This is a genomic window from Vibrio sp. FE10, assembly GCF_030297155.1.
Lineage (GTDB): Bacteria > Pseudomonadota > Gammaproteobacteria > Enterobacterales > Vibrionaceae > Vibrio > Vibrio apostichopi.
Genome location: NZ_AP028068.1, coordinates 422,485 through 434,557, shown reverse-complemented (window position 1 = coordinate 434,557; position 12,073 = coordinate 422,485). Strand labels below are relative to the sequence as shown.

The following is a 12,073-nucleotide window of genomic DNA, read 5'->3' as shown; positions in this document are numbered from 1 at the left end:
GGGAGATCTTTGTTCGGTGAATTTCGATAGATGAGCTGTAAGATGAGAGGATATGAGGAAATTGATAGGCCGAGAATATTACGTTTCTCGGCCTAGTTATTATGAGACGGTACTGGTAATTAAGAAAGCTTGAACTTGCTTAACTCACCGTGTAAATCTCCGGCTTTTACCGTCAACTCGTTACTGATTTCTACCGACGATGTCATAGTACCCATCACTTCCACTGCGGTGTCATTGATGATCACTACATTGCGGTTAATCTCTTCTGACACTGAGCTTTGCTCTTCAGCAGCCGAAGCAATCTGATTGTTCATGTCGTTAATCACTTCAATCGCTTGGTTGATTTCCGACAAGGCGAGATGTGCTGCTTGAGTTTCACCTTTGGTGTCATTCGCTTGCTTCTGGCTTTGCTCCATCAATATCACGATAGATTGAGTCTCTTGCTCTAGGCGAGCCAACATCGAGCGAATCTCTTCTGTCGAACCTTGAGTACGATTTGCTAGGTTACGTACTTCATCAGCAACCACAGCAAAGCCTCGTCCAGCTTCACCCGCACGTGCTGCCTCAATAGCGGCATTAAGCGCAAGTAAGTTGGTTTGTTCTGCAATGCCACCAATTTCGCTCAAGATACCTTGAATAGCGGTGCTCGAATCGACTAGGTTTTGTGTTTGTTGCTGCGCATCATTAACCTGAACAGCTAAGCTGTCTACAGCACTCGCGGCATTGTCCATACGCGTCATGCCATTGAGACTGTTGCTTTGTACTTGGCTTGCTGCCGCGGCTGCTTGAACGGCTGAACTTGCTACTTCTTGCGCAGTCGCACTCATTTCATTAATAGCAGTGGCAAGTGAGTTTACCTCGTTAACTTGAGAGTTCAGTTGATCACGAGAAACCTCTGCACGTGCCTGGCCTTCAGTGGCATTTTTATCGACTTGATCGGCCGTTACCATGACGGTAAGTAGCATTTCTTGCATACGAGATAGGAAGGTGTTGAACCAGTGTGCAAGCTGCGCGGTTTCATCTTTTCCTTTCACCTCTATGCGATAAGTTAAGTCGCCTTCACCTTGTGCTGCATCTTTAAAACGCTCTACTAAGTTGTTCAGAACCTTGCCCAGAGAGTTGGCAATGAATGCCATTGAGGCAATACCTAGAATAGCTGCGATGATCCCCGCCCACACACCTTTTTCAAGCGCTTTCGAATTCTGAGCATCACTCCATTGTGTGTACTCGTCGACGCTTTTTGTAAGGTGACTACTGGGAACGGACACCATGACTACCCAAGGTGCATCACTGGTATCAATTGCAGTAATTGCATACTCATCTCCGCCGAAAGTAACAAGGCCAGCGCCTTCGCGTTTAGCGATAGATTGAATCTTCGACCATTCAGATTCCAACTCAGAAGAGACTCTTTTACCTACCATATTTCCAGCACGACTGTTGGCCAATGTAATGCCTTTCCATGAAGTGATAAGGATCTTACCCTTGCCATCAAATAGGTTACGTGCAAACAATTCACTCTGGCTTTGCAGTTCGAACAAAGACAAATCAAAGCCAATTGAGCCAATGATTTCTCCGTCTTGTTTGATTGGTTGGCTGATAGTGGTGATGAGCTCTTGTTTACCTCGAACCGGATAGAAGTACGGTTCCATAACAAATGTCTTACCGGTTTGGTAAGGCATTAAGTGCCAGTCGTCTTTGCGCTCTCCGTTACTATTTAGTTTTGTATTGCTAAAGCTTTCCATTGCAACGGCATCAAAGCTATTTTGGTCATTTGGAGAGAAGAAAGGCGCAAGGTAGCCCTGACTGTTAAAACCTAATTCTGTGTTAAAGCCGAGCTTGCTGTCCAACTCAGTTTGTTGAGGCCATGTCTTGTTTTCCCAAACCATGTAACCTGCAAATACAGCTTTGTTTTGTGCTTCCAAGGCGGCAGTAAACTGTTTAACGATAAGGTCTGCGCTTGCGTTGGTTTCTGAACTTAGCTCGATGATTGATCGTGCTTGCTTTAGGTTTGCTAGCACAGGATCAAGTTGGTTAGCGATATTTAAACCCTGTTGAAGAGCCGTGTTTTGTAGGTCCGTTGTCGTGGCATCCGTTAGCTGTATTTTTACTTTTTCAGTGACTTTTTTGTTCACATCGGTAAATGCGTTGGTCGTCATCCCCATTGCGATCAATAGAGTGAAAGCCATCGCCCCACCCGCACTCACCGCAATTCGCGTGCGTATACTGTTAAACATAAGACCCCTGTAACCAAATAGTGGTAGTTTTGCAGAGATTTTAAACAAGATAAGTGAATGGAAAATTCAAAATAATGAACACAAAAAGAATAGGGAGATCAAAATTATAAATAGGATTGCATAATGCTCAGATTTATATCTTGCCAGCGAGTTATATAGCGGAAGGAAATGGGCGTTAGTATTTCATTAGCTATTTGTATTCATTGATCTTTTAAGTTTATCAATGATATTTATTTTTCGGTAAATCAAGAGGTTGTAGTTTGAGATCGCTCTGAATATGGATTACTCATTATATGACATTAATCACATTTTAATTTGGTCCGAAGCGCAGAGTGTCCACTTGAAAAGTGCGTGTTTATACTTTGTATGCTCAATCTGAGTAACCAAGTCATTGTTAATGTTATTTATTACAGAATCCCCAAGCTTTTCAGCTTTCGATAAATGGTATTGCGGCTGATACCTAGTATTCGCGATGTCTTGCTTATATTGCCTTGGTTGGCTTGATAGGTTTGCAGCAACGTATCTTCAACGGTACTTTTTAAATCGGACTTTGGCCTACCTTCGATAGCATTGGTTGTGATGAACTTATGATGATCATCTTGCGCTAATGACGTGAGGTGTTGAGCGAGATGGCTAGGTACATGTTCTAGCGTGAGTTGTGGTTCATCACTGGCCAATAGAGCAGCAACTTTAAGTAAGTTGTCTAATTCGCGGATATTACCGGGCCATGAATAGGCGTACAGCAAACTCATTAAGTGCGGGCAGATTGTCTGCTCATCTTCGGCGTATTTACGATGAATGTGCTCGATTAAGGCATGTTTATCTTGTCGGTGTTGCAAGCTTGGCAGAGTAAACGCCAAGCCATTCAGGCGATAAAAGAGATCTTGTCGAAATTCTCCAGTTGCGACCAATTTTTCTAAGTTTTTATGTGTGGCAGCGATGATCTGACAATCGACTTGGTAGCTCTGATTTGAGCCAACAGGCACTACGGATTTGTCTTGCAGAACATGCAGCAATCGACATTGAGCCTCCAATGGCATGTCGGCGATTTCATCTAGAAACAGAATTCCCTTATCAGCTTGGCGAATCTTGCCTTGGAAACCTTTGTGGCTTGCGCCAGTAAAAGCCCCCGGCGCGTAGCCAAACAGTTCAGATTCAATAAGATCTTTCGGTAGCGCACCGCAATTCACCGCCACTAAGGGCGACGATTTACGTTGGCTTTGCTTGTGTAACGCCTTAACAAACTCGCCTTTGCCTACACCTGTTTCTCCTAAGATCAACAAACTGATCCCTTTGTCTATTACCTTGTTGGCTTGCTGCCAAGCGTGTTCAATTTGTTGTTCACCGTGATGTAAATCGCACGATGCTGAGAGTGAACGCGTACGTTTGGTAGTCGTTCGTTTGAGGTGCTGTTTTTCAAACACAAAGGGCGCGTCTAATGAGGATCGATTGAAGAGAGTGTCGATGCATTCGCCAACGATTGAGGTTTGATCCAACAGTTGAGAGGCGACCTGATTGTGCGCCACTACTTCGCCAGCTTCGTTGGCTATCACTATCCCTTGCCAACCACTGTGCAATAACGATTTTTCACAAGCGAGGTCAATGCGAGTGGTGCCTTGCGGGATATGACTCAGTAGCTGATTTTCAATAAGCTGAACCATGTTTTGAACGAGTAGCTGCACTGAACTGTCGTGTTGTTGCTGCTCGCTAGTAATGTCTAATACGCCGACCATTTGAGCTTGATGATCGAACACCGGGCTGGCTGAGCAACTGATAAATCGATGCTGGTGGATGAAGTGCTGTTCGCCAATGATGGATACTGGCTTGGCTTCAACAATGGCGGTGCCTATCGCATTGGTGCCTTTAAGTTGTTCCTGCCAACACGCTCCTGAGCTGAGTGCAATTGACGTCAGTTTCTCCTTAAACCGCTCCTGCCCCCAACTTGCCAGAATGACGCCCTCGATATCCGTCAGAATCAAACGACTGTCAGTGCGTGCAAACATCTGATTAAACAGAGGTAGAGCATTGCGTTCGACGATGTGGATCAAGTCAGACGATTGATGACGTCGCTGTTTCAGGATCGATTGTGGCAGGCGAATGTCTTCGGGAAGTCGTCTCTGTTTTAGACCCGCTTCTGTGCTGCGGTGCCAAGAAGACGAAAGCCAATCTGAGGTGTTTGCTTGTTGAAGGTGCATGACTGTTCCATGTCGTAACAGTGAGGGTGTACCAATTTGGAACAGTTGAACACTGGAGTGGTTTCCATACGTCCGTTCAATGCCAACTCACTTTGGGTTGTAAACGTTTGGTAATCATAGTTTTACAATTTATTAACAACAAGTTTTGAAGTTCTGGCGTGTGATTTGCGTTGTTACTGTTGTGAAGAAAACACGAAGTATCAGTGTTTTAAACAGAAAGCATAAACATGGGCGTCTTGTCATGAGTTCTTTTCTCAAGAGAAGTCGCCATAAAAATAAGACAGCTCTCACTCAATAACGAAGAACAAATCAAAGAAGGATCTAACTATGATTTACGCACAGCCGGGTAGTGACAACGCAGTAGTGAACTTTAAAGCCCAATACGACAATTTTATCGGTGGCGAGTGGGTGAAACCTGTTAGCGGCGAGTATTTTGATAACACATCTCCAGTGAATGGTCAGGTGTATTGCCAAGTGGCACGCTCAACCGAGGCGGACATTAGCTTGGCACTCGATGCCGCGCATGCAGCTCGTGCAAGTTGGGCTGCGACGAGCGTTACTGAACGTTCGAACATCCTACTTAAAATTGCCGACCGCATTGAAGCGAACCTAGAAGAACTCGCAGTCGCCGAGACATGGGAAAACGGCAAACCTGTACGTGAAACTCTGGCGGCAGATATTCCTTTGGTTGTCGATCACTTCCGTTACTTTGCGGGCTGTATTCGAGCGCAAGAAGGCAGCGCAGCCGAGCTAGATTCAAACACCGCGAGCTACCACTTCCCTGAACCAATCGGTGTAGTAGGGCAGATCATTCCTTGGAACTTCCCGATTTTAATGGCGGCTTGGAAACTGGCACCAGCACTGGCAGCAGGCTGTTGTGTGGTGATGAAGCCAGCCGAGCAAACACCGACATCGATCTTAGTGATGATGGAGAAGATCGCTGATCTTCTGCCTGCAGGCGTTGTTAATATCGTGAATGGTTTTGGTAGCGAAGCAGGCCAAGCATTAGCAACTAGCGATCGTTTGGCTAAGTTGGCATTCACAGGCTCAACAGAGGTCGGCCACCATATTCTGAAATGTGCAGCTGAAAGCTTGATCCCATCAACGGTTGAGCTTGGCGGTAAGTCTCCAAACATTTACTTCCCAGACATCTTTAACCATGAAGATGAATACTTAGATAAGTGTGTCGAAGGCATGCTGCTTGCGTTCTTCAACCAAGGTGAAGTGTGTACTTGTCCATCACGTGTGCTGATCCATGAATCGGTGTACGACAAGTTCATCGCCAAGGTGGTCGAGCGTGCTCAAACCATTAAACAAGGTAACCCGTTAGATACTGATACGCAGGTTGGCGCACAAGCTTCTAAAGAGCAGTTCGATAAGATCTTGAGCTACCTCGAAATCGGTCGTCAAGAAGGTGCGAAAGTGCTGACAGGTGGTGAAATCGCGCAGCAACCAGATGAGCTCGGCAATGGTTATTATATTCAACCAACCATGCTGGAAGGGCACAATAAGATGCGTGTGTTCCAAGAAGAGATCTTCGGCCCAGTTATCGCAGTAACGACGTTTAAAGACGAAGCAGAAGCGTTAGAGATTGCCAACGATACCGAATATGGCTTGGGTGCTGGCGTGTGGACGCGTGATGCAAACCTAGCGTATCGCATGGGTCGTAACATCGAAGCCGGCCGTATTTGGGTGAACTGTTACCACGCTTACCCGGCACACGCAGCATTTGGTGGCTACAAGAAATCAGGCATCGGTCGTGAGACACACAAGATGATGCTCGATCACTACCAAAACACCAAGAACCTGCTGATCAGCTACGATACCAACCCACTAGGTTTTTTCTAAAACAGATATGTTCTAAGACGGATTGGCTTTAAGTGTTAGATCGTTGAGGGAGTGAAGAGTAACTAACAACGCAGTCGGCTTAATCAACAAAAATAAAAAGTGAAAGCAAAACCAAAACGCCCAATTCATTTGAGTTGGGCGTTTTTATATCTGAAGCACTCTAGCTTTGCGAAAAGAAGATCTCTGGCTTGTGGACAGGGCCATAGTTGCCTTCTAGTTGGGTAAGCTCTAATCCTTGCTTTCCTATCAGAGAACCGACCAATTGGCGGTTAAACGGGTAGCTTTCGGGGTTGTTAATATACTCTTCAACATCAATCCATTTAGCTTCTGCAATTTCATCGGTGTCTTGAATTGCAATCTCTTGGGTTTGAGCGATAAGGTGGCAAATAAAGTAGAGATTCGATTTGCCAAACTGATACGGGTGTCTTGTTGCCATGCCAACCACCGAAACGAACGTGGCTTCGATACCTGTTTCTTCCAAGGTTTCACGGACAACCGATTCCTCAATACCTTCACCCAACTCAATATGGCCGCCCGGTAATTTGTAGCCAGTCATACCGTGCTCTTTGATCATCAGCACTTGGTTGTGTTCGTTAGTGATCAACGCGCCAGCGCCCAAGGTGTGGGTCGGAATGAAAGGCACAAATTCTACCATCTCGGATTTATGAATCAGCGTAATCTCGTCTTCTAAGCAGTTGTGAAACACGAAGCCAAGCTCAGTCGCTACCGGAATAAGGTGCGAGAGTGAAATAGGCAAACTAATCCAAATGATGCCTTTGTTATTTTGCTTTGAAAATTCGGTGATCTGGCTAAGTTCGGTATTGAATGAGGCAGCATCGTGAGGGGCTGTTGCTGGGTCAATGATGATGCCGTTAAATTTGTCGAGCGTAAATTCCACGGGTGATCCTTTATTTTTTTTGATTTATAGGGAGTCGAGTGTAGGTGGAGCTTATAACATCTGTAGAGCTTATGACACCTGCTCTGCTTGTAGCATTTTTAAGAGCACGGCAGTGGTGAGTAAAAAGTGAGGGAGAGTTTAAAGCGGGCGGCTTGAAACAAAAATTACGCTAGAAACAAAAAACTGCGCTTGGAAGCCAAAGCGCAGTTTTAAATCGGGTCTATTTGGATTCGACTCTAACGAATATAGTTTGCATCAACACTTACGTACCAGTGCTGCAGTTTGCCGTCGGCCTTTTTGATCCACAAATCGTTGGTGTAGCTCTCGATCTTGCCGTTAACCGTTAGGCTGAACGTGTTCTCGTCGAATTCGCCAAGCTTTACAAATTGGTCTGTCGTAATCAGAAACGGGTCCATGTCGTCCACGCCAACCACATCAGAAATCACATAGTAGTGGTAAGTCAGCGGCTTACTGGCATCATTCGGGTTGCTGCGGTACGCCACAAGCTTGAATGGTTCCGTTAATGGAACGTCGAGCGTTTGCTTGTCCATGGTCGCTGGAATTGGGATAAACAGCCAAGCGGTAAACAGACCGCTCAGTAAAACCATCAGGAAGAAAAGAGTCTTAATTGCTTTCATAGCAACCTTCAAAATAGGTGATGTTGAAGGCGCTATGGTAACAGGTTTGATTTGCTGATTGTAAGAGTATGAATAAGTGAAGGCGACACCTGTCTGTTAGGAAGTTTGAATGAATTGACACACTGTTAATAAGTCACTAACTACACTAGTGCGAGTGACCTTGAGATAGGTTGATCATCACAACGCCTGCCGCCACAAATAACATACCAACCCACACCATAGTATCGAGGTGCTGGCGGTAAACAAATGTAGAAATCAAGCTCACGGTTACGATAGCCAAGCCCGCCCATAAAGAGTGAACTACACCTACAGGCATCCCTTTCATTGCTTGGCTCAAAAATAGAAATGCCGCCAAGTGTCCTGAAATCACCAATAGAGCAGGGATGGGTTTAGACAAGCTGAAACCGTCGGTTGCTTTAAGTGCTACGTGAGAAAGTGCTTCCGCCATCACGCCCATCATTAAGAAAAACCAGCTCATAGTCGTACCTTTTCGTTGTATTGTTTTTGTTGGTATAGCGGGGTGTTTGAAAGAGTGAATCGTTGTTGCTGCTCTTTAGTAACAGCGTATTTGCCCAAATAGCAGGCGCAAAAAAGCCCACACCTCACGCTTTTGCAAGGTGTGGGCTAAATCGGTGTGACTACTTGTTTAGGTAAGCAGCGTGGAACTCAATATGCTCATCAATAAAGCTAGAGATGAAGAAGTAGCTATGGTCGTAACCTGGCTGCATACGTAGCTCTAAATTGGCATTGGCTACCTTAGCCGCTTCGACTAATTGCTCAGGCTTAAGCTGTTCAATCAGGAAGTTATCGGCTTCGCCTTGGTCAACCAACATTGGCAGCTTAGTGCCTTTGGTTTTTAGAAGCTCAGAGGCATCGTAGTGTTTCCACTCTTCAATATCTAAGCCTAGATATTGGTTGAATGCTTTTTGTCCCCAAGGGCATTGCATTGGGTTGGTGATTGGGCTGAATGCCGAGATAGAACGGTAGCTATCTTCGTTTTTGATACCAATCGTTAGGGCACCGTGTCCGCCCATGCTGTGACCTGAAATCGATTTCACAGACGTTACTGGGAAGAAAGATTCAATCAAAGCTGGGAGCTCTGTTACCACGTAATCGTACATGTGGTAATGGCTGTCCCATGGTGCTTGAGTGGCATTCACATAGAAGCCTGCACCTTGGCCGAGATCGTAGCTTTCATTGTCGGCAACGCCTTCGCCGCGCGGGCTTGTATCTGGGGCAACAATAGCGATGCCTTGCTCAGCCGCAGCTTTGAACGCGCCGGCTTTTTGCATGAAGTTTTCATCGGTACAGGTTAAGCCTGATAACCAATACAAAACAGGAACTGGGTTTTCTTTGCTTGCGTTAGGCGGCAAGAAAATCGCAAAACGCATGTTGCAGTCAAGCGTTGCAGAAAAGTGGGTGTATTGTTTATGCCAACCACCAGCAACCTTTGCTTGGCTAATGTTTTCGATTGTCATCTATTGTGCTCCGTTAGGTTGATGGTTTTGGGGAGTAACTTGTCTATGTCATTTAAAGTTTCACCACCCACCGGGCAGGAGGTGGTGAAGACAGTTTGTTGCTTTTCATTTATAGCTTTGGCCTCGATGCTCGAAAGAATCGAGGCCAAGGAGAATTATTTATCCATGTGTAGAACAGTACGGATAGATTCACCTTTGTGCATTAGGTCGAATGCTTCGTTTACATCTTGCAGACCCATAGTGTGAGTGATGAACTCTTGAAGACCAAACTCACCCGCCATGTAACGGTTTACGATTTCTGGAAGCTCAGAGCGGCCTTTAACACCACCGAAAGCAGAACCACGCCATACACGACCAGTTACTAGTTGGAATGGACGAGTTGCGATCTCTTGGCCTGCACCAGCAACACCAATGATTACCGATTCGCCCCAACCTTTGTGGCAACACTCAAGTGCTTGACGCATTACGTTTACGTTTCCGATACACTCGAAAGAGTACTCAACACCGCCGTCTGTCATCTCAACGATAACTTCTTGGATCGGCTTGTCGAATTTAGTTGGGTTGATGCAGTCAGTCGCGCCAAGCTGTTTTGCTAGCTCGAATTTGCTCTCGTTGATATCTACACCGATGATGCGGTCAGCACCAGCCATGCGAGCACCAATGATTGCAGAAAGACCGATACCGCCTAGGCCGAATACAGCAACGTTGTCGCCTTTTTCAACTTTAGCTGTGTTCAGTACAGCGCCCATACCCGTAGTTACACCACAACCTAGAAGACAAACTTCTTCAAGCGGTGCTTCTTTGCTTACTTTCGCTAGAGAGATTTCTGGAAGTACCGTGTACTCAGAGAAAGTAGAGCAACCCATGTAATGGAAAATTGTTTCGCCATTGATAGAGAAGCGGCTTGTACCGTCTGGCATTAGGCCTTTACCTTGCGTTTCACGAACCGCTTGGCATAGGTTAGTTTTACCAGATTTACAGAACTTACATTCGCCACATTCAGCTGTGTAAAGTGGGATAACGTGGTCGCCAATCTCAACACTTGTAACGCCTTCGCCGATCATCTCAACGATACCGCCACCTTCGTGACCAAGGATTGAAGGGAAGATACCTTCTGGATCGTCACCTGATAATGTGAATGCGTCAGTGTGACAAACACCAGTAGCAACGATGCGAACTAGAACCTCACCAGCTTTAGGAAGTTGTACATCAACTTCTTCCATTTTTAGTGGCTCGCCAGCTGCCCAAGCAACCATTGCTTTTGATTTGATATGAGTTTGACCAGGTTTAATTTCGATTGTCATTTGGATGCTTCCTATATATGTCAGTACAGCGGATAACTGTGCAATTAGCTTCAACCCGTTAAGAGTAGTTGAGCTTAATTGTTTCCGCTCTCTCGTTTTGTTGGAGCTAGTATAGGTGTGAGTCTGAGTTTTGATAATCCCCTTAAATGGAAAATGATTATTACATATGTGTAATAATTGGTATTGGGGAGTATTTGAATAATGACCATTAACCATGAGCAAACGGGCTCTGTTATTTCGTACGGAGATGAATGATTAAAGACCTATTCATAGAGGTTTCTAATTAAGACATTTTAGGGTACGTCATAATAATTGCTTACTGAAAATCGCATGAATTGGAAATAAAACTACAATATTCTGAGCGCCGTATTTTATTGTTGTGGACTCGAACATGCTTTTATCTCTCCCACCCCCAGTGATGCTGTCACTCGCCATCGTACTTGAAGTTGTCGCGACTTCTCTATTACCTAAAACGCAACAGTTTACTTCTTTACCGGCCACTGTCGCAGTATTGGCTAGCTACGGCTGTGCTTTTTATCTGTTGTCTCTCACAGTGCAAACCATGTCTTTAGGTGTGGCGTATGCGATTTGGTGTGGGGCTGGGATAGTGCTAGTCGCAGCTTTGTCTTGGTTGGTCTACGGGCAAAAGCTCGATATCTTCGCGATCATCGGCATCGCTTTGATTTTGGCTGGTGTGGTGATTATCAACCTGTTTTCAACGTCGGTGAGTCATTAGGATCTCTAACTTGTTTTGCCCTACTAAAAGTTATCTATCCATTCTTCTGATGAAGTTCGTTTTAACTCCTTAAGTTGCGCCAAAGAGAGAGGGGAGGAATTCGACATAACTCTCAGCCGATCGTTAACTTTACCTCTCCAAAGTTACCAAATTGATTCTTGATCTGTTTTTGTCAGAGTTTCATAAGTGCAACGATCACTGAATGAAATTATCACTTCCCATTCAGTAATTTCAAAACACTGGTTACCATTTAATGAGACTTGTATGTAATTAGCCCACGAACCTTGGACTAAGCTATTCAAGTCATATTCACTAAAGCCTTCAGAAGTTATGAGATGATCTAACGCTGTTTTTATCTCACTTTTCATTTTAGAGTCTTGATGTTCTATTCCATGCTTAAAAGGAATTTCGGTTTTGAGTACGAATTTGCAGAATAGGTTGACAATAGCTTCATCTGTAATCTTTTTAGGTTTGAAGTACTTCGAGATTATTTCATATGCGGTAGCGATAGCTTTTAAGGCTTTCTCACGCTTATCTTCTTCAATGGAGACAAGGTTGAACTTTTCAAACAAACTTAAGCCGATGAACAAAACATAGCTATCAAGGCACTCATTTCTTATTCGGTTTAGTTTAAAAGGAGACCATAGCATTTTTGATTTGATCTCATCTAATGTATAACTAGCTGCCACGTTCGGCCTCCATTATTAGCGTAGGATATTGCAACTCCTAAGCATTATTCTTA

Annotated in this window: 10 protein-coding genes; 2 read left to right on the top strand and 8 right to left on the bottom strand. The window is 44.8% G+C overall.

Annotated elements, in window-relative coordinates; genetic code table 11:
* Positions 1–119 precede the first annotated feature (119 nt).
* Positions 120–2,234 (bottom strand): methyl-accepting chemotaxis protein, encoded by a 2,115-nt coding sequence (locus QUF19_RS19085; protein ID WP_286302210.1) that lies wholly within the window; start codon positions 2,232–2,234, stop codon positions 120–122.
* A 407-nt stretch (positions 2,235–2,641) separates the two neighbouring features.
* Positions 2,642–4,429: a sigma-54-dependent Fis family transcriptional regulator gene (locus QUF19_RS19080; RefSeq protein WP_286302209.1), complete on the bottom strand. Its 1,788-nt coding sequence runs from the start codon at positions 4,427–4,429 to the stop codon at positions 2,642–2,644.
* 327 nt (positions 4,430–4,756) lie between these two features.
* Between QUF19_RS19080 and exaC the strand changes: the two genes are divergently transcribed.
* Positions 4,757–6,277, top strand: coding sequence for an acetaldehyde dehydrogenase ExaC (gene exaC / locus QUF19_RS19075; RefSeq protein ID WP_286302208.1), 1,521 nt, complete (start codon positions 4,757–4,759; stop codon positions 6,275–6,277).
* Between the two features lie 160 nt (positions 6,278–6,437).
* On the opposite strand, the gene QUF19_RS19070 is transcribed toward exaC, so the two are convergent.
* From QUF19_RS19070 to QUF19_RS19050, 5 genes are all read right to left on the bottom strand, one after another.
* Positions 6,438–7,175: an NUDIX hydrolase gene (locus QUF19_RS19070; RefSeq protein ID WP_286302206.1), complete on the bottom strand. Its 738-nt coding sequence runs from the start codon at positions 7,173–7,175 to the stop codon at positions 6,438–6,440.
* A gap of 236 nt (positions 7,176–7,411) precedes the next feature.
* The gene (locus QUF19_RS19065; RefSeq protein WP_286302203.1) at positions 7,412–7,813 is read right to left on the bottom strand and encodes a hypothetical protein; all 402 of its coding nucleotides are present in this window, start codon (positions 7,811–7,813) and stop codon (positions 7,412–7,414) included.
* A 145-nt stretch (positions 7,814–7,958) separates the two neighbouring features.
* The gene (locus tag QUF19_RS19060; RefSeq protein WP_012601126.1) at positions 7,959–8,291 is read right to left on the bottom strand and encodes a DMT family transporter; all 333 of its coding nucleotides are present in this window, start codon (positions 8,289–8,291) and stop codon (positions 7,959–7,961) included.
* Positions 8,292–8,451: 160 nt separating this feature from the next.
* Positions 8,452–9,291, bottom strand: a complete 840-nt coding sequence (gene fghA / locus QUF19_RS19055) for an S-formylglutathione hydrolase (RefSeq protein WP_286302194.1) — start codon at positions 9,289–9,291, stop codon at positions 8,452–8,454.
* Between the two features lie 155 nt (positions 9,292–9,446).
* On the bottom strand, positions 9,447–10,595 hold the full coding sequence (locus QUF19_RS19050) for an S-(hydroxymethyl)glutathione dehydrogenase/class III alcohol dehydrogenase (RefSeq protein ID WP_286302192.1): 1,149 nt from the start codon (positions 10,593–10,595) through the stop codon (positions 9,447–9,449).
* Positions 10,596–10,986: 391 nt separating this feature from the next.
* On the opposite strand from QUF19_RS19050, the gene QUF19_RS19045 reads away from it, so the two are divergent.
* Positions 10,987–11,331, top strand: a complete 345-nt coding sequence (locus QUF19_RS19045) for a DMT family transporter (RefSeq protein WP_017095108.1) — start codon at positions 10,987–10,989, stop codon at positions 11,329–11,331.
* A gap of 143 nt (positions 11,332–11,474) precedes the next feature.
* Here QUF19_RS19045 and QUF19_RS19040 read toward each other — a convergent pair whose 3' ends face one another.
* Entirely contained in the window at positions 11,475–12,020 is a 546-nt protein-coding gene (locus QUF19_RS19040; protein ID WP_286302189.1) for a hypothetical protein, read from the bottom strand.
* Positions 12,021–12,073: the final 53 nt, after the last annotated feature.

Coding starts and splice junctions, on each gene's coding strand:
- QUF19_RS19045 (WP_017095108.1), top strand. CDS start 10,987: ATGCTTTTATCTCTCCCACCCCCAGTGATGCTGTCACTCGCCATCGTA.
- fghA (WP_286302194.1), bottom strand. CDS start 9,291: ATGACAATCGAAAACATTAGCCAAGCAAAGGTTGCTGGTGGTTGGCAT.
- QUF19_RS19080 (WP_286302209.1), bottom strand. CDS start 4,429: ATGCACCTTCAACAAGCAAACACCTCAGATTGGCTTTCGTCTTCTTGG.
- QUF19_RS19060 (WP_012601126.1), bottom strand. CDS start 8,291: ATGAGCTGGTTTTTCTTAATGATGGGCGTGATGGCGGAAGCACTTTCT.
- QUF19_RS19050 (WP_286302192.1), bottom strand. CDS start 10,595: ATGACAATCGAAATTAAACCTGGTCAAACTCATATCAAATCAAAAGCA.
- QUF19_RS19085 (WP_286302210.1), bottom strand. CDS start 2,234: ATGTTTAACAGTATACGCACGCGAATTGCGGTGAGTGCGGGTGGGGCG.
- exaC (WP_286302208.1), top strand. CDS start 4,757: ATGATTTACGCACAGCCGGGTAGTGACAACGCAGTAGTGAACTTTAAA.
- QUF19_RS19065 (WP_286302203.1), bottom strand. CDS start 7,813: ATGAAAGCAATTAAGACTCTTTTCTTCCTGATGGTTTTACTGAGCGGT.